Source organism: Ammoniphilus oxalaticus, from assembly GCF_003609605.1.
In the GTDB taxonomy this organism is placed as follows: domain Bacteria; phylum Bacillota; class Bacilli; order Aneurinibacillales; family RAOX-1; genus Ammoniphilus; species Ammoniphilus oxalaticus.
The window spans coordinates 410214-433092 of the sequence record NZ_MCHY01000006.1 but is presented as its reverse complement, the minus strand read 5'-3'; the positions used below and the strand labels follow the sequence as shown (position 1 = coordinate 433092).

Annotated in this window: 23 protein-coding genes; 8 read left to right on the top strand and 15 right to left on the bottom strand. The window is 43.6% G+C overall.

The annotated features are described in order from the left end of the window. Nucleotides 1-61: 61 nt before the first annotated feature. Nucleotides 62-1198 carry a mechanosensitive ion channel family protein gene (locus tag BEP19_RS04190; protein WP_245983318.1) on the bottom strand — a complete coding sequence of 379 codons (1137 nt, stop codon included), beginning with the start codon at nt 1196-1198 and terminating at the stop codon, nt 62-64. A gap of 141 nt (nt 1199-1339) precedes the next feature. After that, entirely contained in the window at nt 1340-2020 is a 681-nt protein-coding gene (locus tag BEP19_RS04185) for an NAD(P)H-dependent oxidoreductase (RefSeq protein ID WP_120188565.1), read from the bottom strand. A gap of 142 nt (nt 2021-2162) precedes the next feature. On the opposite strand from BEP19_RS04185, the gene BEP19_RS04180 reads away from it, so the two are divergent. From BEP19_RS04180 to BEP19_RS04160, 5 genes are all read left to right on the top strand, one after another. Further along, entirely contained in the window at nt 2163-2981 is an 819-nt protein-coding gene (locus tag BEP19_RS04180; RefSeq protein WP_120188564.1) for a cytochrome c oxidase assembly protein, read from the top strand. Between the two features lie 59 nt (nt 2982-3040). Further along, nucleotides 3041-5278, top strand: a complete 2238-nt coding sequence (locus BEP19_RS04175; RefSeq protein WP_245983316.1) for a heavy metal translocating P-type ATPase — start codon at nt 3041-3043, stop codon at nt 5276-5278. Between the two features lie 298 nt (nt 5279-5576). Further along, nucleotides 5577-6056 (top strand): class I SAM-dependent methyltransferase, encoded by a 480-nt coding sequence (locus BEP19_RS04170; RefSeq protein WP_342767386.1) that lies wholly within the window; start codon nt 5577-5579, stop codon nt 6054-6056. Nucleotides 6057-6097: 41 nt separating this feature from the next. Continuing rightward, complete coding sequence (locus tag BEP19_RS04165; RefSeq protein WP_120188563.1) at nt 6098-6487, top strand: hypothetical protein; 390 nt, start codon at nt 6098-6100, stop codon at nt 6485-6487. 534 nt (nt 6488-7021) lie between these two features. Then, on the top strand, nt 7022-8854 hold the full coding sequence (locus BEP19_RS04160; RefSeq protein WP_120188562.1) for a UbiD family decarboxylase: 1833 nt from the start codon (nt 7022-7024) through the stop codon (nt 8852-8854). A gap of 54 nt (nt 8855-8908) precedes the next feature. Here the strand turns inward: BEP19_RS04160 and BEP19_RS04155 are convergent, their stop codons facing one another. The 3 genes from BEP19_RS04155 to BEP19_RS04145 form a co-directional block, all read right to left on the bottom strand. Further along, the gene (locus BEP19_RS04155) at nt 8909-9364 is read right to left on the bottom strand and encodes a nucleoside deaminase (protein ID WP_120188561.1); all 456 of its coding nucleotides are present in this window, start codon (nt 9362-9364) and stop codon (nt 8909-8911) included. Between the two features lie 83 nt (nt 9365-9447). Beyond that, nucleotides 9448-10455, bottom strand: a complete 1008-nt coding sequence (locus tag BEP19_RS04150; RefSeq protein WP_120188560.1) for an anti-sigma factor — start codon at nt 10453-10455, stop codon at nt 9448-9450. Next, a complete protein-coding gene (locus BEP19_RS04145; RefSeq protein WP_120188559.1) occupies nt 10436-10975 on the bottom strand; it encodes a sigma-70 family RNA polymerase sigma factor in 540 nt (179 codons plus the stop codon). The genes BEP19_RS04150 and BEP19_RS04145 overlap by 20 nt, the downstream gene beginning before the upstream one ends. 114 nt (nt 10976-11089) lie before the next feature. Here BEP19_RS04145 and BEP19_RS04140 point away from each other — a divergent pair, with 114 nt between their 5' ends. Then, complete coding sequence (locus BEP19_RS04140) at nt 11090-12025, top strand: sporulation protein (RefSeq protein ID WP_120188558.1); 936 nt, start codon at nt 11090-11092, stop codon at nt 12023-12025. Between the two features lie 233 nt (nt 12026-12258). On the opposite strand, the gene BEP19_RS04135 is transcribed toward BEP19_RS04140, so the two are convergent. The 7 genes from BEP19_RS04135 to BEP19_RS04105 form a co-directional block, all read right to left on the bottom strand. Then, nucleotides 12259-12777: a C40 family peptidase gene (locus tag BEP19_RS04135; protein WP_245983313.1), complete on the bottom strand. Its 519-nt coding sequence runs from the start codon at nt 12775-12777 to the stop codon at nt 12259-12261. 275 nt (nt 12778-13052) lie between these two features. After that, a complete protein-coding gene (locus BEP19_RS04130) occupies nt 13053-13367 on the bottom strand; it encodes a DMT family transporter (protein ID WP_120188557.1) in 315 nt (104 codons plus the stop codon). Nucleotide 13368: 1 nt separating this feature from the next. Beyond that, nucleotides 13369-13725, bottom strand: a complete 357-nt coding sequence (locus BEP19_RS04125) for a DMT family transporter (protein ID WP_120188556.1) — start codon at nt 13723-13725, stop codon at nt 13369-13371. A 54-nt stretch (nt 13726-13779) separates the two neighbouring features. Further along, nucleotides 13780-14400 (bottom strand): TetR/AcrR family transcriptional regulator, encoded by a 621-nt coding sequence (locus tag BEP19_RS04120; protein WP_425452712.1) that lies wholly within the window; start codon nt 14398-14400, stop codon nt 13780-13782. Between the two features lie 91 nt (nt 14401-14491). Next, nucleotides 14492-16072: a copper amine oxidase N-terminal domain-containing protein gene (locus tag BEP19_RS04115; RefSeq protein ID WP_120188554.1), complete on the bottom strand. Its 1581-nt coding sequence runs from the start codon at nt 16070-16072 to the stop codon at nt 14492-14494. A 209-nt stretch (nt 16073-16281) separates the two neighbouring features. After that, on the bottom strand, nt 16282-16752 hold the full coding sequence (locus tag BEP19_RS04110) for a hypothetical protein (RefSeq protein ID WP_120188553.1): 471 nt from the start codon (nt 16750-16752) through the stop codon (nt 16282-16284). Nucleotides 16753-16754: 2 nt separating this feature from the next. Next, complete coding sequence (locus BEP19_RS04105; RefSeq protein WP_170145251.1) at nt 16755-17357, bottom strand: DnaA N-terminal domain-containing protein; 603 nt, start codon at nt 17355-17357, stop codon at nt 16755-16757. Nucleotides 17358-17670: 313 nt separating this feature from the next. On the opposite strand from BEP19_RS04105, the gene BEP19_RS04100 reads away from it, so the two are divergent. Then, a complete protein-coding gene (locus BEP19_RS04100; protein ID WP_170145250.1) occupies nt 17671-19032 on the top strand; it encodes a DNA cytosine methyltransferase in 1362 nt (453 codons plus the stop codon). A gap of 128 nt (nt 19033-19160) precedes the next feature. Here the strand turns inward: BEP19_RS04100 and BEP19_RS04095 are convergent, their stop codons facing one another. The 3 genes from BEP19_RS04095 to BEP19_RS04085 form a co-directional block, all read right to left on the bottom strand. Beyond that, nucleotides 19161-20039 (bottom strand): fumarylacetoacetate hydrolase family protein, encoded by an 879-nt coding sequence (locus BEP19_RS04095; RefSeq protein WP_120188550.1) that lies wholly within the window; start codon nt 20037-20039, stop codon nt 19161-19163. A gap of 39 nt (nt 20040-20078) precedes the next feature. Then, a complete protein-coding gene (gene brnQ, locus BEP19_RS04090) occupies nt 20079-21425 on the bottom strand; it encodes a branched-chain amino acid transport system II carrier protein (protein WP_120188549.1) in 1347 nt (448 codons plus the stop codon). 263 nt (nt 21426-21688) lie between these two features. Beyond that, nucleotides 21689-21931: a hypothetical protein gene (locus BEP19_RS04085; RefSeq protein WP_120188548.1), complete on the bottom strand. Its 243-nt coding sequence runs from the start codon at nt 21929-21931 to the stop codon at nt 21689-21691. A gap of 300 nt (nt 21932-22231) precedes the next feature. Between BEP19_RS04085 and BEP19_RS04080 the strand changes: the two genes are divergently transcribed. Further along, a complete protein-coding gene (locus tag BEP19_RS04080) occupies nt 22232-22699 on the top strand; it encodes a hypothetical protein (RefSeq protein WP_120188547.1) in 468 nt (155 codons plus the stop codon). Nucleotides 22700-22879: the final 180 nt, after the last annotated feature.

The following is a 22879-nucleotide window of genomic DNA, read 5'->3' as shown; positions in this document are numbered from 1 at the left end:
TCCTTTAGTTGTTTATTTTCCCTCCATGACACTGGATTATGCGAACACTCCTTTTAAATAACTAGCCTGTTTTATTTTGCTGATCAGGATTCCAATCGATCGCAGGCGGACTTTGCAAATTATTTCCATAGTACACACTCGTACTGGGCAATGCGATCGTGACTCCTTCCTCCTCTAGAATTTGCATAATTTTCAAGTTGCAATCTTCTTTGACGCGCAGCCATTCTCCCCAGTTCGTTGTTTTTGTAAAAAAGTAGAGGATAATCGCTAAACCATGGTCGTCAAATTCATCAAAGTTAGCAAATAATACTTCCTGGTCCACTTCAGGATGCTCTTGGAGCATCGTTCGAATTTTTTCTACACAATTTCGCAGTTTGTCGCGCGGCGTCGTATACGTCACACGAAGCGTAAACGTAACACGGCGTTTACCCATTTTACTCCAGTTCACAATTGGCTCATTCGCCAGTTTTGAATTTGGCACTGTGACCAAAGCCTGCCCGAACGTGCGTACCCGCGTACTGCGGAACGTAATGTCTTCAACTGTCCCTTCCACACTCGGCGTTTCGATCCAATCCCCGATCCCGAACGGTTTTTCCGTAATGATGATCAATCCGCCAAAAATATTTCCGATCGCGTCTTGGGCCGCAAAAGCAAACGCCAAACCACCGATTCCAAGTCCCGTAATCAGTCCCGTTACCTCATAGTCCCACTCTTGAGCCACAATGCTAATGGCCAACGCGATCACGAAAAAACGGATGATTTTTGAAAAGAAGGGGATCACAATTTTGTCGATATCGATGTCAAAACGACGGGCGATACCTTGTAACCACTGTGACGATTCTCCCGTTAAGGTGAACACACCCCACGTCATCAGCAAGATAATAGCCGAGCGAAACGCGCGCGTAATGACCACGTTCGTCGCAGGTTCTAAAACGATAAAAGATAGTGAGATCTTAATCCCGATCAACACCATCATCACTTGTAACGGTTTTTCAAAGGCCAAGAATACTTGCGTGGTGATCTCCTGTTTGGTTTTATGTGTCAGCTTTAAAATGAATTGAAACACATATTTTATGATGATCTTGCGCAGTAACAGCGAAAAAAGGAACACTCCGATCGCAATGACTACATTTTCCCATCCGTTTGCCGCTTGCAAATACGGTTTAATCCATTGCTCAATCATCTCCAACTTCTTCACCCCCCTGGTATTTAGTGTAACAAGTTCCAAATTGGGTGGCAATCATCTTATCACAAGACCTGCTTCATTTCGACAAACGCCAGTCCACTCCACCGCCAATAAAAAATAAAAAAACGAAGAGCGCTTGGCTCCTCGTTTTGACTATTCAATCCATTGTACAATTTCTTCCATCAGTTTTCGTCTCTTCTCTCTTTTCGGCTCACCCGCGCGATAACCGAACGCCACCATCACAGACACAGCCAACTTGCCGCCTTCGAGCAAATCTTTTTCCGCAAGCAACTGCTGAACCTTTTCCAGATCGAATCCTTCGATCGGACACGAATCGATCCCAAGCATTGCCGCAACGGTCATCATATTTGCCAAAGCAATATACGTTTGCTTCCCTGCCCAATCGAGCATCGTTCGTTCATTTTCGAGCAATTTTAGACCTTCCTCTTGAAACGCCTTGTAGCTTCCTTTAATTTGCTCAAATACTTCTTCTGGGTAGCCTTGCACGTTAATCATCTGATTGCGCACATAGTCTGAATCGTATTTTGTATCTTCCATCGTTCTTGCCAAAATAATGACAAAATGGCTTGCCGTTGGCAACTGGCCCTGGGCTCCCCATGAAATTTCTTTCAATTCTTCTCTGAATTCACGGTTTTGGACCACGAGGAATTTCCATGCCTCATAACCGCACGAACTTGGCGAAAGCCGAGCCGCTTCTAAAATGGTGTTAAAATCATCGTCGGAAATCGTTCGGGTCGGATCGAATTCCTTTGTCGCGTGTCTAAAACGAAACGCATTCACAATTTCTTTGCTCGTTATTGTTCGTTCTGTCATTGTCATGCTCCTTTTCCTTTTTTACCCGCATACCTTCTCCTCCATACTAAACGTCAAATCCCTTTTTGGCAAAATCTCTTGTTATATTTCTCTTGCTTCATCATAAGCATGTAACGTCTAGCTCGAAAAGGAGGAGTTTAACATGATCCAGTCGTTGCTCATCGGCCAATTAGTCTGGAACCTCCCCCTACTATTTGGTTTAATTGGGATCGCCGCCTTCTATGGTTTGCTCGTTCTGCGATTTACAGACGGCTCCCTTTTATCAAAACAACCCCTCTTCTTTTTGCTTAGTCTCGGCCTACTCTACATCACGATCGGCAGCCCGCTAACAAAGATCAGTCACCTGTCCTTTAGTTTACACATGATCCAAATGAGCATCTTTTACTTTGTGATTCCCCCACTCTTTTTACTAGGCATCCCAAACGCGTTGTTTCAATTCCGACCCAAAATTCGATTCATCCATCCTTCCATCAATAAAATGAGTACAGCGCGCAATTCCTTAGTTATCTTCTCCATCTTGCTATTTATCTACCATTTTCCGATTGTGTTAACTTTCATCCTCCAACATCCCTTGTTCCACAAAAGCTACACGACACTGTTGTTTTGCTTAGCCGTAGGGATGTGGTGGCCGATTGTTACCCCGGATCCAGCTCAACGTCTTTGTCCTGATCGCAGAAAACGATATGCTTTTTTAAGTGGGATGCTGTTGATGCCTGCCTGTTCCTTGTTCATTTTCAGCGCGTTTCTTGACGGAACGAGTAACCCTTTACTTGCTCAATTAACCGCTCATCTTTGTGGACCAGACGGGACGTTGATGGGAATCCTTCCTTCTCCTTTTAATACAAAAACAGACCAGATCGCAGCCGGTTTTTTCATGCTCGGAATCCATAAATGCGCCTTGCTGGCGACGGGACGGATCCGTGATCAGGATAAAAAAGGCCAAACTTCAACTGGTAGCTGAGGTTTGGCTTTGTCCGTTTTGTTCTAAAGCTCGTTTGCTACTAATAGGGATGTTAGTAAATGAACGGAGTAGAAAGCGGTGAACAAAGGAGCATGAAAGAAACGGACCAAATCCAGATCAGTGGCATGCATTGCGCCGCATGCGCCACACGAATCGAACGAATTGTTTCAAAAATGGACGGTGTACAAGGCGTTCAAGTTAATTTGACAACGGAAAAAGGACGAATCACCTTTGACAAACAAGTCGTCAGCATTCAGGACGTCATCCAAAAAATCATGTCGATCGGATTCAAAGCGAGCATTGCGGGCGAGCAACAAGCCAATACAAAACATCATGAACTGACTGTTCTCAAATGGCAGTTCATCGTTTCCGCATTGCTAACCATTCCGTTGGCTTGGGCGATGTTGAGTCACTTTCAATGGGCTTCGTTTGTTACGATCCCTGCCTTGCTGCTCAACCCCCTATTCCAATTTGCGATCACGATTCCGATCCAGTTGATCATCGGTTTTCAATTTTATGAACGCGCTTGGCTCGCGCTCAAAAGTGGCAGCGCCAACATGGATACACTCGTCGTGCTTAGCACATCCGCCGCTTTTTTTTACAGCCATTATTTAACCTTTACGACCCTACATACACCAATCGATCCGCAGACGATCGTGTTGTTTTATGAAACAAGCGCCTTTATTATTACTTTTATTTTGCTTGGAAAATTATTGGAAGCCCGCGCAAAAATGAAAACAACCGAGGCGATCAAAAAACTGTACCAACTGCAAACGAAGACCGCTACATTATACGCAATGGATGGAACGGAATCTCCGTTGGCTGTCGATCAACTTGCTCCTGGTCACGTGATCATCGTGAAATCAGGTGAAAAAGTACCGATTGATGGACAAGTTCTGAAAGGGAATTCGATGGTCGATGAATCCTTGTTGACTGGGGAAAGCATTCCGATTGAAAAAGGGAACGGCAGTTCCGTCTACGCGGGAACGGTGAATCAAAATGGAACGTTGATCATCGAAGTGACCAAGCGCGATTCCGAAACGACATTGTCCCAAATCATTCGCATAGTTGAAGAGGCGCAAACGTCGAAAGCGCCAATTCAGCAGATTGCCGATAAAATTACGGGCGTGTTCGTCCCGATTATTATCGGCATCGCTCTACTTACTTTCGCGCTGTCGTATCTACTACTCGAACCCGCAACGCTGAGCTCTGCTCTCGAAAAAATGATCGCTGTCCTCATCATCGCCTGTCCGTGCGCGCTCGGCCTCGCCACCCCTACTTCGGTGATGGTTGGCAGCGGACGAGCGGCCCAAGTCGGCATCTTATTTAAAGAAGGTAAATTTCTTGAGGTGTTAGGCAAGGCGACCACGATTGTCTTGGATAAAACGGGGACAATCACCAAAGGCGAACCGCAGGTCACCGACACGTATGTTCACGATGGAAATGAGCGAGCTTTTTTTGAAATCGTCGGGGCCGTCGAAAGCGCCTCGGGCCACCCTATTGCAAATGCGATCATGCGCGCTGCAAGACAACGAGTCGTCAAGTTTCCGCAAGCGAATCAAGCGGAAGCAATTCCTGGCTATGGAATGCAAGCAACAGTGAACGGTCAACAAACGCTGATTTCGAATCCAACTTATTTTATGGAACAAAAGATTCACATTCCAAGGGACGCAAAGCGGATGATTACCAAGTTGGAACGGGCGGGCAAAACCGTCGTCGTCGCCGCGATCCAGTCGCGTTTTGCGGGCATCATCGCCATTGCGGATGAACTCAAACCTTCGTCGTGCTCGGCTATTTCACGTTTACGAAAAATGGGCATCGACGTGATGATGCTGACAGGCGATAATCAAGCCGCCGCCCAATCGATCGCTCGCAAAACGGGAATTAACAAAGTTCAAGCGAACGTTCCTCCGCAGCGGAAGGCCGAAATCATTCAAACGTTGCAGAAAAAAAGGGGAAAAGTGGTGATGGTTGGCGACGGGATTAATGATGCGCCTGCCTTAACCGTGGCAGATGTTGGGATTGCGATCGGAACCGGTTCCGACATTGCGATCGAATCGGGTGACATCACCGTGATCAAAGGGGATTTAAGCAAAGTGGTAGAAGCCGTCAAATTGAGCAAAGCAACGATGACCAACATTAAGCAGAACTTTGCCTGGGCCTTTCTCTATAATCTGATTTGCATCCCTTTTGCAATGTTCGGCTTATTAGCCCCTTGGTTGGCAGGGGCTGTGATGGCTTTTAGTTCTGTCTCAGTCGTCCTCAACGCGCTTCGATTGCAAAAGTCCAGAATTTAAGAAGCGATGCGGAGGGGATGGTCCAAGATTCGTACCCAATCTATTAGATAAAAACCTTTCACTCGGTGGAAGTAGACTCCTTGCTCGTTCAAAAGGGGGCTACTTCTTTTTGTCTTCCATTTTCCCCTATCAGATGGCATATAATATACAATAAAATACGAAGGCTTCACTTATATAGAGATGATCAGGAGAGAGTATAAAATCATTTACAAAGTACGGTCTCCTTATTATGATTTGTTCTTTAATTCAGGAGCTTTTTTAAAAAAGAGAAAGGAACTAGTTTCAGACATCCACTCCGATCACGGGAAAAAAGCTTGTTCGTTGGAATAGGGACCGAGCGGACCTGGAACTGATCCAACATCAAAACTTTGAAATTACCGCCTTCGACTTTTCAAGAGATATAATTAAAAAGGCGGAACAAAAATTCAAAGCTTCTTCCATTACCTTCATGGAAATGGATGCCCAACACCTTCAATTTGAAGACGAATTTTTTGATCGAGTCATTGGGAGCCTCATTTTATCCGTTGTCGCAAAGGCTGATCAAGCAATACATGAAATGATTCGTGTGAAAAAGCGTCATAGCGGTTTTTTAATATTTGACAAGTTCGCTCCTAAATCGGGGCATTTATCATTTAAAAAGCGATTGATCAGACCTTTGATTTCGATGCTTGACACAGATACTGGGTTAATTTTCGAAAAAACAATTGACCCCTATCTTGACAGTGTCCGCATTGTTCGCGATGAACCCTTGTTTTTTATGGTATGTATCAAAAAATAATGATGATCAAGCAATAAGTAAGATATGGGGTGTTGTACGAGATGTTCTATTGTATATGGCTTATAGTGTCTCTCTTGCTTCCGTTCTATGGCGTGATTCGTTTTTGGCCTCCAGCTACATTCAATGACGAATTCATACTATTTAATGACATTTGTACGGTTCTCACGTTTGCACCTCTCTTCTTTATCCTGTTCTTATCTGTATCATCGCAAACGATCTTTCTGCTTTTTAAAAAGTACGAGTTGGAATCACTTGTAAAAATAGGCTTACTTTTTTATCCGTTGAGTATCGGTTTGTATTCCTTCATCGTTATAGAAAGATGGCCACTCCCCGTTACAATTGTGGTCGCTGTCGTTGGATCCGCGGTTGGGATCACTCATTTGTTGCTTACAACATGGATCAGGCAGATGGGACAAGCGCGACGTCATTAATTCGGTCATGAACGCATCAATCACAACTGATACGCGAACGGTTCGCACAAGATTCGGTCATGAAACGCTTGTGAATCTGGTGTTTAAATGAAGGTTATTTAGAATCATTCCTCCAAAAGGAGCATACAGCGCGATTTTGTGAGCTAGCGGCTAATTTTGGGACCTAGCGCAGGAATTTTGTAACCTGACGACAACTTTTTGTGACCTAACCGCTATTTTTTGAACTCTGCAAAGAATTTCCTCAGATCTGACCCTATTTTTGACCATATGACGAATTCCTAGGATCGGATCATTCTTTTCGGGATACAGTCAGGGCGACAGGACAAAACAAAACTAGCATTCAAATCATGTTTTTATTATAGGGCCCTTCCAATTAATAATCAGATACCTCCCTCCTTCTCACCAAAAATCGACTTTTCCATCCAAAAAGCATCCATAAAATTGCTTTGTTTGACAACGACTTTGATTTCGTTTTAACTTGTAATTGAGAATCTACTAACAACTATAAAGAGAATAGAATGGGGTATATAGAAGATGTATCGCAGTTTAGAAGAATGCATTGCGGACTTAGAAGAAAATGGACATTTGGTTCGGATTCGCGAGGAAGTGGATCCTTATCTTGAAATGGCTGCGATTCACCTCAAAGTATATGAGGCTGGCGGTCCGGCATTGTTGTTTGAAAATGTAAAAGGGTCGAAATTTCGAGCCGCATCGAACTTGTTTGGAACGATGGAGCGCAGTAAATTTATTTTTCGGCATACGTTGGATGCGGTGCAGAAAGTGATCAAGTTGCGCAACGATCCAGTCAAAGCGTTCAAAAAACCGCTTGCCCATATTCCAAATGGATTTGCGGCCCTAAAAGCGTTGCCTTTAAAAAGAACAGGTGGTCTACCCGTTACCGAACATGAAGTCAACATTTCCGACCTACCGCTGATACACCACTGGCCGATGGATGGCGGCGCGTTCATGACCTTGCCCCAAGTGTATACAGAAGATCCAGATAAACCTGGAATTATGAATTCAAACTTGGGGATGTACCGCGCCCAAATGAATGGCAATGAGTACGAGTTGGATCAAGAAATTGGGATGCACTACCAGATTCACCGTGGCATTGGGATCCACCAAGACAAAGCGAACAAACGCGGCGAACCGCTCAAGGCAAGTATTTTTGTCGGGGGTCCACCCGCCCATACGTTAGCGTCGATTATGCCGTTGCCCGAAGGGATGAGCGAAATTACTTTTGCGGGATTACTGGCGGGACGTCGGTTCCGTTACAGTTATGTCGATGGCTACTGCATTAGCAATGATGCCGATTTTGTGATCACGGGCGATATTTATCCTGATGAAGTCAAACCCGAAGGTCCGTTCGGCGACCATTTAGGCTATTACAGCTTGACACACAACTTCCCGCTAATGAGAGTAAAAAAAGTGTATGCCAAACCGAATGCGATTTGGCCATTTACCGTCGTGGGCAGACCGCCGCAAGAAGACACCTCGTTTGGAGCGCTCATCCATGAGATGACGGGTGATGCGATCAGACAAGATATTCCAGGAGTGAAAGAAGTGCATGCCGTTGATGCGGCTGGTGTACATCCGTTGCTATTTGCGATTGGAAGCGAACGCTACACCCCTTTTGAGGAAGTGAAGCAACCAAGCGAATTGCTCACGTTGGCGAATCGGATTTTAGGAACGGGGCAACTCAGCTTGGCCAAATACCTGTTCATCACAGCTGAGGATATGCGACCGTTAGACACGAATCAGGAAGTGGATTTTCTAACGTATATATTGGAACGAATCGACCTGCGACGCGATCTCCATTTTCACACGAATACAACGATCGATACATTGGATTACACCGGGCCAGGTTTAAATAGCGGCAGTAAAGTCGTATTCGCTGCCTATGGGGATAAAAAGCGTGAATTATGCCGCGAAGTCCCCGACGCGTTAAAAGAAATACGCGGTTTTGAAAATGCGCGGTTGGTCATGCCAGGGATCGTCTCGATTCAAGGACCCGCCTTTGTCGATTATGAAAAAGCTGAACAAGAGTTGCAAGGGTTGAGCAAGGCAATTGCCGAAAAAGGAGCGCCTGATTCATGCCCGATGATTATTTTGTGCGATGACAGTACGTTTTTGAGCGCGACGATCAAAAATTTCCTCTGGGCGACCTTTACCCGCAGCAACCCGTCGCATGACATGTATGGAGTCAACAGTTTTTACGAACACAAGCATTGGTCGTGCGACAATGTGATCATTGACGCTCGCATTAAGCCACATCACGCGCCGCCATTAATTCCCGATCCAACGGTGGAAAAGAACATCGAAAGATTGTTCGTAAAAGGCGCTAGTTTGGAAGGCATTGAAATTTAATAGTTCGAACAAGCAAAAAGGTGAGAAAAACGATTTCGTTTCTCTCACCTTTTGTTATTTGTTCGCCTCTTGCCACACTTTCATCGGATCGAGTTGCCCCGCTTCTAACGGCATCCGCCGCATCGGAGGGGTCCGTTCATCTTTCGCTTTGCCGAAATCCTCGTAAATCTCTTTTGATTTCCCAAGTCCAACCGCCACCGCTTCTTCCACCGCATTGCAATAGTACACTTGATCAATCCCAGCGAAGCTCATCGCCGCAAAACACATCGGGCAAGGCTCTCCGCTCGCGTACATGACAAAGTCGGATAGATCGTTGGTTTGAAATCTTTCTTGAGCGCGCCGAACCGCTAACAGTTCCGCATGTCCGCTTACATCAAACTTCTGGTGAATCTCATTGACCCCTTCGGCGACAATCTCGTTCCCTTTGACTAACACCGCGCCAAACGGTTGGCCACCCGCTCGTACATTTTCAATCGCTAACTCGACCGCTCGTTTCATGAATGAGTTCATTTAGATCCCCCTTCCTTTAGTAAATAAGTCATTCCTCTATAGTCTACCACTTAACCTTTTTTGGCAAAATTTCCTCCCACTACTTAATTTCTTGGGTACCAGTTCCACCACTCAATCTCGCCCAAATGTTCGCCCCACAGAAAGTCAGCTTCCTGTAGTTTCAACAACTCTTTGGTAGGTCCCGTGACAACTGCCCCATAAACGGTAAATCCTTCTTTTTTCAAATAATCATATTTTTCCTCAAGTTGTGATAATCCCAAAAAGTTTTCGCGATAACTGTCGGATTCCTCTAATAACTCCTCCATATTCTTTAACATCATCGATTGGTTTTCCATCAACATTTCGTGACTTAGACCGATACTTCCGCCGCTTAAAAAATCTGCGCTATGCTCCCGTCCCCACGTCAAGCCAATGCCGCCATTTGGAATTAACGAGTTCCCGCCGCCAACATATCCCTGTGGATCGTAATTTTCAAATTCCCCCGTATATAATGGCAACCATAAGACTTTCAATTCATATGGTTCCAACAACGCCATCAGCTGCTCGGCCGACATAAAATCCATCGTTGAAAAAGAAAGTTCAGCAACCGTTCCTTCCGGTAATTTTTCCAATGTCGTCCACACCTGGTCACTCCGCTCCCCGCTAAGTTTCTTATCCGTTCGCGGATCGGTCGGCAAGCTAAATCCATATGGACTCCATCGCGCATTGTCTAGAGTCCTCAACCTAATGCTTGAGAAATCATTCCAAATTCGTTTTGTAACCTGAGCTTCCCCAATCTTTTTGGATTCGTCACCTATTTTTTTTAGTACATCATAGGAAAAGGTTTGGGTTCCAAATTTGGAAACCTGATAATCCACAAGTGTTGGAAAGGCAGCATACGTATTTGGCGTCGTCCACTCGACCGCTAGATTCGAATAATACGCGTGTTTCGCCCCGGAATCGGAACGGGAAAACAAGATATTCAACGCTAACATATACATCGCATACAACACATACACAATAATTAGGATCCGAACGATCTGCCACGTCAATGTAAATCTCGACTTTCGTAATATTTTATTTTCTAATTCTTCATTCCATTCTTCCGTCATGTTTCCACCCCTTTTTTTCCGCCAATTGGGCTAAGCGTTTTCTCGCTCGATGCAGAGTCACTTTCACCTGGTTTTCCGTCAGCAGCATCGCGTCCATAATTTCCTTGTAACTAAACTGTTCATATTCGCGTAAATACAGGATGGAACGATATTGTTCCGATAAATACGATAACAAGTCTACGATTTGTTCTGTTTGTTCCCTGGCAAGCATCGATTCCTCCGGAAGTCCGTAAGGACTGATCATTTCTGCTTTTGGCGCTAAAATAGAGATGAGGGGAATCGTTTGCCTGCGTTTTTGCTTTCGCCATTCGTCTAAATACACATTGCGAGCGACGCGAAACAGCCAGGCCCGCGCATGTTCTCCGTCATATGTATGAAGATGGATCGTCGCGCGGACAAATGTTTCTTGCGTTAAATCTTCCGCGAGATGGGTCGAACCGCCTAATTTAACAAGATAATAATAAAGAGATTTTGCATATTGTTTATATAACTGTTCTAATTGAAGTGATCGTTTTTTCATTTTCCCCCCTCATACTTAACACGTTTCGCTTCGTACAATGTTACACACAAAAACAGGATCGCGCGCCGTTATTTTCGCGCATAATAAACTCAGATAAAGGAGGCGCAGATTGCGGTGTTCAAAAGAATGATGGCCAAGTTCGGAATTGGAGCGGCAAAAGTTGACTTTGTCCTAAAAAAGCCCGCCTATGAATTAGGCGAGACCGTCATTGGCGAATTTGTAATCACTGGAGGCGCTGTTGATCAGCAAATTAACAAAATCACAGTGGACTTCAACCTCAAGGTTCGAATCATGGGAAAAGAGATCACGCAAGTCGTCGCCTCACTTCCTGTTCACGCCTCATTTGTCATGCGAGCAAAAGAGAGAAAAATCATTCCATTTACATACGAGCTCCCGTTTACTTTGCTCATTTCGCGGGAAACGGTATCTTATACGATGACAACCCAACTCGACATTGCGGGAGGAGCGGATCATTTTGATCAAGATGACATCCGCATTTTACCTCCGCAGCGATTTAATCAACTGATTCAGGCTCTAGCAAAGAGTGGCTTTCGTGAAAAAGCCGATTCAGGTTTTTTTAACGGACAAAGCCAGGTGTTTACGTTCGCGCCAACGAGTCATTTTAAAAATCAAGTGGACGAGATCGCCTTTATTTCCGCCTTGGAGGACTCAGGAATTCGCTTGCGATTGGAGCTAAAATCGCTGTCCCTATTACCAACGGGCAAACAACGGTTACGACGGGAACTATTTTTAAGCAATGAAGAATTGACAGATATCAATGCCATGTCCAACAAAATTGTAGATGTCGTCCAGCAAATGATCGATCATCCGCAAAAATACGCTTCACCAGACCAAACGGGAGCAGAACACTTTGACCGTCACCATGATGTGATGAGCGGGGCAATGGGCGGATTTGTCGCTGGCATGTTTAGCGGGTGGATGATGAACGAACTGCTGTTTGGAGAAGACGAAGTGGAATCGACTGACGATAGAACCCGATTCGATAACGACGGATTCGATATTTCTGATGGAGATGGCGGGGATTTTTAGGATGAAAGCAGCATTCACAACCGATACGCGAGCAATTAGCCTAACATTCGATCATGAACGCAGCATTCACAACCGTCGCGCGAGCAATTCGCCTTACATTTGGTCATGAGCGCAGCATTCACAACCGATACGCGAGCAATTCGCCTTACATTCGGTCATAACAGCATAAAGAGGATGGCTGTCAACCATCCTCCTTTTTATGAATATCGCGCTTGCTAAAGCCTACCCAAGTTCTACACTCTGCGAGCTGTCACATAATGGGACTTCCACCACTTTGAATTGAGGTCCGAAAACTTGACTCCACCTTTTCCATATGTATGAAGTACTTTTCCATTGCCTGCATAAATACCAACATGACCAATTCTTTTAATCGAAGATGAACTATATTTTTTTGTCGCGCTTGTAGAGAAAAAGACGAGATCCCCTACTTTTAAATTGCTACGACTGACATATTTCCCTACCTTTGACTGATTCCTCGCCCCTGATGGTAAGTTAACGCCCTGTTTACTAAATACATATCTTGTAAATCCTTGACAGTCAAAAGCTTTTGGCGTTTTTCCGCCAAGCTTATAAGGAACACCTAAGTATTTTTTCCCCGTCGCAATTAGTTTGCTGCCTGAGACTTGCGCCGCTGCGGAAGCCGTTTGAATAGGCGACAATGGAAGCGCTGTGAATGAGCCCGCTATAAACATCGCGCTAAGACCGATCGCAACCCATTTTTTCATCCATTTCTTCTTCATCATCTTTTTCATCTGTTACTCCCCCTAAAGATTTTTTGGTATTTTTAGAGAGTATAACAGAGGGAAGCTCCCCTAATATTTACCACAAAATTCGCTACGTCAGTCGGGCGTAAGGATCAGACCTCTTGATGAGAAAAACATGAGAAAGTTTTAATCTTTGTCAACTTTACATTTTTATGGATAGCTGAATATGACCGATTATATGGTGACATTGTAAAAATGATGTCATGATACCGATAATAACCGCGCTTGCCCCCTATCGGAACAAGCGCGGTTAAATTCATTACTTATGATACCAACTTTAATCCGCAGACGCCGAAAATAATGATACCGACGCTGACGAGCCGTCCAATGCTTTTCGATTCATTAAAAAAGACCATGTTCACTAATACCGCAGCCGCTGTTCCAATACCGATCCATACGGCGTAGGCGATGCTCACTTGGAGATAATGAAAAGACGAATATAAAAATGCAAACGCGGTGCCAAATCCGCCAATGAATAAAAGCGTAGTAAGCCATGTTTTTTGTTCATTGAATTTATTTAACCCAACGACCCCAACCAATTCAAAGATTGATGCAAAAAATACAAAGGCCCAGCCCATCCTAGCTTCCCTCCCCTTCTATTTCTATCTTCTTCATTCCCGCATTGTCTGATAGATTTAATAAAATAACGCCAACCACGATCACACCGATGAAAAAACCTTTTGCTGCGCTAAACGAATGGTTGAAAATGAAAATATCCATCAACGCGGTTCCAACCGTGCCCGCCGCGGCAAAAATAGCGTACACCGTTCCGGTCGGCAAATAAAGACACGCTTTTGAAAGGTAATAAAAATCGATCAAGATCAGGATCAAAACAAGCGCCCAATGCCACGCTTTGTCAGCCACATTAAAACCATACACCCATAGCAACTCAAAAATCGACGTTAACGCCACGTACAACCATGGTTTATACTTCATCCTATTACCTCCTCACACATGTGAATGACTGTCAGTCAGTTCTGTTCAAAAAAATTAGAGCCGCTCCAATGACCTTTTGATAAAATGAAATAGTTCAGCTCGATAGACAGCCAGTTCCTCGTCTTGTTCATAACCGATGTAGTAGCGTTCAGCTGCGTTTTCAATCATATTAATAAGCGAGCGCGCCGTCCATCCGACATGAATCGAATCGATAATTTCTTCGTTTTCAATCGCTTCTCGCATGACTTGTTCAAACCAATCATAATAAGGTTGATAGACCGCTTCCCATTTTTCCAACGAATGATGAACGGCAAGCCCAGAATAAACAAGCACAATAATATCTTGATGGGTATTCGTCGTTTGAAACGTCTCGTCGATCAACACGTCTAACTTTTCCCAAAAGGTCTCTTTCTGTTCTGTCTTCACTTTCACATCCGCTAAAGTGATCGCCAACAATTTATCCGCAATCGCTGGGATCAGATCTTTTTTTGATTTAAAGTACAAATAAAACGTCCCTTGCGCTACCCCCGCCAATTTTACAATTTCAGAAATCGACGATTTGTCTAGCCCTTTTTCAGAAATGACTTCAATCGCCGCTTTCAAAATGACATCGAATTTACCATCTGTCGGATTTGTCAATAAAATCACCTTACCCTTATATTGAATGACTGTCATTCATTATAAGGGTTTGAAAGAATAGTTGTCAATAAAAAAGCCACGGAAACCGATATTCTCGGCTCCATGGCTCTCATAAATTAATATATTACTATGGGAAAAGTAGGATCGATCTTGTTTCTTCTACCCATAATACTTCCCAGTCTAATGCTTCCGCAAAAGCTCGAATATTAACATAGCTTGTACCGTTCTCAACATCAACGAATAAATCGGAACGAACAGCTCCGTCAACTGTAACGGCATTGTTTTTGACTTGCTCAACCGTAACTTGAACAAGATGGTCGTTTGCCGCAACTGTAATTTGTTTCGTGTTAGGATCCCATGTTACGTCAGCGCCTAATCTTTCGCCAATTGCCGCGATGGGAGCCATCGTCTGACCGTTGTTAATATACATCGATAGGTCAAACTCGCCATCCATTGTTTCCGCTTTGTTTTCATCCACTTTCAGTTCGATGTATCCGAAATCAAGAGCGCCCATGTTAATAAACGGCTCAGCCAAACGAGCTAACAGGGAGTTTTCACCGAGTACAGCTTTTGCATCTTCCACGCTCTCTAACTCAACCAATTCTTCCATCGACACCAACTGATTTGGCACTTTAATCGGATCGATTTTGCCATTGTGGTTCCAGTATTGATCTTTTGCGGAAATTGTAATGGAATCGCCAGGAAGAAACGGCGCTCCCTTCATCCCTTCAAGATCCAATTGCGCAAGTTCGTCCGTATACTTCAATGTAAGTTCAAATTCCGTTTGGTACGTTTCTTTATCTTTTGGATCTACGTACGAATGAAGCGACAGACGAGCAAAATTATTCGCAACCTCTTCATTTGCAAGTAGAGGCGTTGTCTTGAACTCTTCTAATTGAGCAATAAATTCCTTGATGCCCGCATTGATTTCAGGACGAGCTTCATTGATTAAGGCATCTTTTAACTCAGCCGGATTTATTTCCTCATCCGTTCCTTCCACAAGCGGCATAACCAACTCTGGCAGCGCCGCAATCGCTTCGTAGAATGAATCTTGCATCTCTTTGTTATCTAAGAAATAGGTTAGTGAGTATTGCAACATGTCAATCAGGTCCACAACAGACAGCTGAACTTCAATATGCTCTGTTGTTACCGTTTTGCTATTTGGCAATGTAATATTCACGTTACCGTGGCTTTCAATTTGGTCAAAAGAGTAGCTATAATCCTCAATATAATCCTTGATCAAATCCGTGAAAATATCTTTGACCGATAAAAATAGCTCTTGGAATTGTTCTTCTTTCCCCTCACCAAACTCATCTGCCAGAAGCTCGGATGTACTAGAAAGAACGATCCCCTTTTGATCTTGCGAAGATGTAACGATCGTATCCCCGTTGTGAGTGAGTAACGAAAGCGTTACGGTCTCTTGTCCTGGAGCGACATCAACCCCCGCCAAAGCCAATAGGCTCGCATCAAGTTTAATATCACTGGAAGTGTTCCAGTAATCTACTTGTTTCGTGTCCATTTCTACTTTAAAAGCATTTTTAAATAACGCGGAATCAATGTCAACCGTGATGGTAGACGAGGCTTGGAATGATTCCAGATCGAGTTGCTTTAACGTCGCTTCTTTCAATAAAAGACCTGAAGAAGACGAGCAAGCAGAAACGACCAACATCATGGCAAGCACGAGGGCCATTATTGAAAATTTTCTCATTACGTTGTTTCTTTCTCCCTTCGACTAGCGTATTTTTAACTATCTTTTTATCTTAACATAGAAATTAAGAGTGTTGACGGGAATATTGGATTTTTCATCAAACTAGGTTAATTGGCCTATAAGAAATCGTGTGTGTTCAAATGCTTCTTCTTTCGTATAAACATCGAATCGGTAATCCAATGAATAATATCCTTGCCCCGTCTCAATCGTTAGGATATGCCCGAAATTCGTTTCTGCAAGGTGGACAGTGACACCATCAAGCTCGATTTGTTCCCCTGCCGCGCTCCCTGAACCTTTCGTAAAAGTAAGCATGAAAATGACGTCCCCTTCGTATGGACCCATTCGTATGGACCCAATAGAAATTTACTATTCATTTCCTGTTCATACTCTTTCAGACGGTCCTCATTTAAAGAATGATCCTCAGCGCGAAAATATTCATTAATGGGACCTCGTTTTTGAGCATACTGAACGGTTACATAATACGGCTCATCATTTTTATAGTAGATAAAAGCGTTCGTGATTTCTAAATCGGGGATCTCAGGAGCCTGTACTTCAACGCCAAACTCATCCTTTATTTTGTGCTGAAGACCCCCTACTTCATCTAACGGGCGCTCCGTCGCGCAACCCGTTGCTGTAAATAACATTGGGGCTATGATGAGTAGAATAAGTAATCGTTTCATTCTCATTCGACAATCTTGAAATATTGCTCGATATAATCCAATGCTTCTTCTCGCGAATCTGATAAATCCTGGATCATCTCACTTACATATATAAAGAAAGTCCGAATGTTTATCTTCATGATTCTATCGATCACTTCATCAGGCATCGCGCCATATTTCCTTTGGAACCTGGATACAACCAAATTCACTAAGCCTTCTTTTTCTTTGTCCCAACTGTCCTTTTGTTCTCGAATGCCCTGATGGTAACTAGCTAATTTACGTTCTTTTTTTCTATCGTTATCTTCCGTTTCATGATGGGAGGATATCTTTACTTCAATTCGAGGATCTTCGTTTTTATCTGCGGGAAGGTTTAGGGAACGGTATACGATATCCGTAATTTCTTGATTCGCCACCTGAAGTACCTCATCCCGAATCAACTCCGCATATCTAACTTCTAGCCAATCTCTCTGGAATTCACTTTGAGCAAAAACAATAAGTGTTTCGTTTTCCATTTGAACTGATGTCTTTTGAATCCATGTTTCATAACTCGGAACGGCCAGTCTCCCGCTCTCTTTAATGTTAGACAACACAATTGACCACAACTGCTCGGCATTCATCGCGATCATCCCTTTTCTCCAATCTTTTAACTTGCAAACAGATTGTAACATGCTTATTGGAAAAAGTGTTTTTTTAAAAACGATTTCCTGCTTCTGATCGTCTGCCTTTCTATAGAATAACACCGAGAGAAAAACCAACAATAGGCGCGCAAGCTGAGATCATGCAAGATTGTTTCGACCTTTTATGGAGGCCATCCTACATAGATCGTATGTTAGGAATGGAGTCCGCTAGACTAGTATGATAAAATAGAAAAGAGAACACAGACAAAAAGAGATACAGAAATACATACACGTTTATTAGGAAATGGGGGAGCTAAAAACCATGCAAGACGTTCATTACTCTATTGATCTTTTTAGTGGTCCCGGTGGCATTTGCACGGGGTTCAAATGGGCGCGCATCCAACCTTTGATTGCTGTTGAGTTGAGCGATCGGACGGTGGAAACCTACAGCATCTCTCACGATGCCGATGTGCTCCATTTGGAAAGTTACTTGCAAACCCCCGACCATTTTGATCACCTCTTTGATTATAACAAAAAAATGAAGACGCTACTGATCCACGGCGATATCCGAAAAGTAAGCAATCAGCTCGTCAAAGAAATTCTAACGCGTCGTTTTCGCGTGGACAGCGTGGACATTGTTACAGGAGGAGCGCCTTGCGAAAGTTTTTCTATGGCGGGAACCCGTTCGGAAGAAGATGATCGCAACACCCTCTTTTTAAATGTGATCCGCATCGCCCGAGCGATCGACGCCAAAATGTTTTTATTTGAAAATGTAAAAGGACTTTTCTCCAAAAGAAGCGAGGGCATTGCGGGGAAAATGTTTGAAGATATTTGCAATGAATTTGAATCGAACGAACACCCAAGTGGGGTCAGCTATAAACTCGCGAGTCGGGAGCGCGACGTTGTGCTGATGAATTCGATGGAATATGGTGTGCCGCAAGCGCGGGAACGCATTATTTTAGTCGGGATCAATCGAAAATACGACGCCACATTCCATTATCCGAAAAAAACCCACGGACCTGATCGCGAGTACGATTATGTCACAGTTGGCGATGCTCTGAACAACCTCCCCTTAGTAAAATCAGGTGAAGGCGGCGATGAATTGCCTGCCGACTATAAACGCCACATCACCGAACCAACCCCGAGCGGCGAACATTTCATTTCAATTATGAAAGGCGAAGTGAGCGAATACGAAACGCTTCCCCACCATGATTTTGATCCATCGATCGTCACCTTTCACCGCGCGGTCAATCATTCGAAAAGAATGATCCAAAGAATGAGCCTGATCAGACAAGGAGAAGGGATGGTTAAAGCGGCAAACCGACTGATCGAGGAGGGACGCGAGCATTTAATAGAAGAGTGTTTCCCAAATAAACTATATGCGGCCCGTAATCGTCGGCTTGAATTGGACAAGCCCAGTTTTACCGTCACCTCCCATTGTCTTGATGAGATGATCCATCCCATCGAAGACCGCGGCATCACCCCACGCGAAGCGGCGCGCCTACAATCATTTCCCGATTGGTATCATTTCGCGGGTCCCTACGTAAAATTTCACAGCGATCCTGAGCAAGATAAATACGAACAAATTGGCGATGCGATCCCGCCTCTGCTCGCCTATTCATTAGGATTGGAGATTACAAAAACGCTACAGGAAATCGAGCAAGCTTCATTAAAGTTGGTCTAAAAGGAAGCAGGGTCAAATGGAATCGCCAGACAATGATAAAAAATAGACGTCATCCACTTCACCAAATATAGCAAAGCCCTGACCTCCGCGTGGTAGACGGAAAGTCAGGGCTTCTTTTATACGAATTATTAAGCTAACAAATTCCGTAGTGTTCCTATTTTTTCAATGGTCACTTCCACTACATCGCCAGCTTGCAACCATTGTTGACGATCCGCTGAATACCCCAAAATGACCCCCTCTGGCGTGCCTGTTAAAATGAGATCGCCAGGTTTCAAAGTCATATACTGGGAGATATAGCTGACGAGATAAGCGCAATTGAACATCATTTTGCTCGTATTCGAATGTTGACGCATGCTCCCGTTTACTTTGCACTGGATATCTAGTTGGTCAGGGTCCACTTCATCCGCGGTGACGAGATACGGCCCGACAGGCGCAAATTGATCTAACGATTTACCCAGGAACCACTGGCTAGTCCGCATTTGCAAATCTCGCGCAGACAAATCGTTTCCCACACTGTACCCGTACACATAAGACAACGCATCCTTTTCACTCACGTTTTTCGCCGTTTTTCCCATGACAATGACCAACTCCGCTTCATAATCATACTCTTTCGCGCGATCTGGAAGTTGAATCGTCTCCTTGTGTCCAGCCAATGCATTATTAAATTTGGTAAAAAGCACAGGGAAATCCGGCACTTCCATCTTTGCTTCTTCCGCATGCGGTTCGTAATTCAAACCGACGCAAATAATTTTTTCGGGCTGATCTACAACTGGCAAAAACTCAAGTTCATCCTCTTTTAAAAATAGACGTTCAGGATATGAATCCGCAAAATAAAGCAAATCCTTTAACATTTCAATCCCTTGTGTGCCACGTTCAATCAATTGTTGCATCGTTTGAGGGACATTCAAGTTTAAACGATGCCCCGCCAAATCCACGTTTAAAATCCCTTTTTCAGTCCAGATTCCTAATCCAGTTTTGCCATGCTGTTTGTATTGCAGCAATTTCATACCACGATGCCTCCTATCAATCTCAATACAGCGGTCGATTTAATCATCGTTCAATTTCGGCTTCTTAGAAAAAACAGCAACCGCTCTTTTCGCAAACGACAACAGCCAACCAGCCACTCCCCCTACAAGAGCGGGAACAATCCAGCCAAACCCTATTTCGGCAAGCGGTAAATTTAGGATCGGCGCAATAAAATCCCATTTTTCATTCATCGCCACGAGTCCATCATTCAAACTAACAATCAGCGTAAAAAGAACCGCCCCTCGATAAACAAATGAATGTCCTTTAAAAAGTTTATCCAAGAAGGTCAAAGCAATCAACGTGATTACAATCGGATAAATAAAATTTAACACGGGAACAGACAAGCGAATCAGTTGCGCCAACCCGACATTCGCAACGAGGCCGCTAAAAATGGAGAAAAATAAAATAAACGCTTGATACGACACCGTCGGCATTAGTTTATTGAAATAGAGAGCGCACGATGAAATCAGGCCAACGGCTGTTGGGATGCACGCGAGTAAGATCACAATCCCAAGCAATACATTGCCATACACTCCAAAATATTGTTGTGAAATCCCCGATAAAATGGCTGCGCCCGACGTAAATGACATGGATGAACTTGTCGCTCCTAAATAACCTAGGCCAACATATACTGCGCTTAAACAAACAACGGCGATGATCCCTGCCTTCCAAATAATCCGCCGAATCTGCTTTTTATCATGGACTCCTCTATCCTGAATCGCATTGATAATGATCATCCCAAATACAATCGAGACAATCGTATCCATCGTTAAATACCCTTCTGTAATCCCTTTGAAAAAGGGATATTCCGCAAATGAACCCGTGGCGGTCTGCGGCGCATCAATCGGTCTAGAAATAACGGCCGCAATTAAAATGAATAACACACTGAGTAAAAAGGGTGTAATCATTTTTCCGATTCGATCCACAAATTTACTTGGATTCAACGCTAAAACGTAAGCAATCGCAAAATAAATGAACGTAAAGATCGCAAGCGTAAACGCATTTCCTCCATCAGTCAAAAAAGGAACGATAGCAATTTCGTACGAAACCACTCCCGTTCTCGGCGCCGCAAAAAATGGACCAACCGTTAAATACGTAACAGCTGTCAATACAACAGCAAATAACGGATGGACCTTTTTACTTAAATCTTCAGTTGAACTTCCACCGCTGGCGTAAGCGATCGCCAGCACACCGAGTAAAGGCAAGCCTACACCAGAGATCAAAAAACCACCGAGGGCAAACCCCATATTTTCACCGGCCTTCTGACCGAGTTCAGGCGGAAAAATTAAATTACCCGCTCCAAAAAATAGCGAAAAAATCATCAGCCCAACAAACACAATTTCTTTGTTAGGTAACGTATTCTTCATATCCATAGCTCCTTAACATTAACAACACATTAACGACTTCCTCACAAAACAACACCTTATTAATTTATAACATAACCACGCCTTTACAATACACGATAGATTTAAACATTCTGTGTATTTTTCATAGATTAGATTACAAGGCAGTGATATTTCACAAAAAACAAGAGCGCCTGCTTCCGTGCAAGATACGCTCTTGATTTATCCAACGGGAATAGCTATAAATATCGAAACGACAGGATCAATCTCAAGCTGAACCACACTTATTAAAATAAGGTCAACTGATCAGAATTTTGATCCTTGTCTTTATTTTTAATCGGTTCCTCTTCCACTTCAATTGTCGGTTCGACCGGCGCCGCTCCACTCCCCCCTATCCCCCTATAAGAATGCTCCTCCCCACAATCAGGACAAACATAAACGACATTCGTCTCTCGAGATTTAGCCAATTTCATCCGTTCTTCTAATGATAATCCTTTCGTTTGCGAACAGACTCCGCAAAGTAATTCCATGTCATTCTCTCCCTTGCAAAAAAACTCACAAATCCCATTATACATTTTTCATCATTGTACCACGAGTCAAATTGGCGCAGTATTGTTTTGCGTATACTCCCCTACCAATCGATCGTTTCTCATGTTATCGTTAGATGTAATGGAGTAGATATAAAGTGGAAAAGGTGATGGAGCGATGGAGATTGTGGCGCAATTGGCGTTCATTAACCATAAATCAGAAAAGTTGATTCCATAAGGCGATCGACCAACAGAAGAATCGCTTCAAAGAAGATGGTCGTTACTTATAAAGGAGGATGGAGAATGAAGGAAAGTTTAAAGGGATATATTTTGAGCGCCTTTATGGTCTTATTATTCGCTTTAACAGGTTGTTCAGAAGAAAGAGAAACGATCAAACATGACTTTACCTATACGGGCGAAGGAGAGCTTTGGTCTGCTGTATATGAAGTAAATGGAACCCAGGTATTTTATAAGGAAGACGGCGTATTAAAACATGATAGTGAAAAGGCAACAAAATTCCAACTCATTTATAAAGGTTCTTTAGAAGATCTTACCTCGATTAAAAAACTAGAGTACGACTACCTTTCGAATATCGGTAGCGGCAGAGGCTGGAGTAAGGAATTCAATCCCCCACCAACAGACAACATCTTCACTGAAATTGACAAGGTTAAAGGAGGCGCGCTGGAAAGCAAGGATTCTATCATTCGGGTGACTGTAAAATGGGATGGAAACACGGAGGAATTTACTTTAGAGAATAATGAAGTAAAATAAAAATGGCCTCCTCGTTTGGCGGGGAGGTCATTTGACATATTGTAATGAGCTATGCGCTAATGCGCGTTTTCATCGAACCACCTTAACTGCAGTGGTCGACTTCCGAAATTAGCGACAACAAAGGGAGTGAATCCGATTACAGAAACTGTTCTCCAATCAACCCGATCATACCTTACCGAA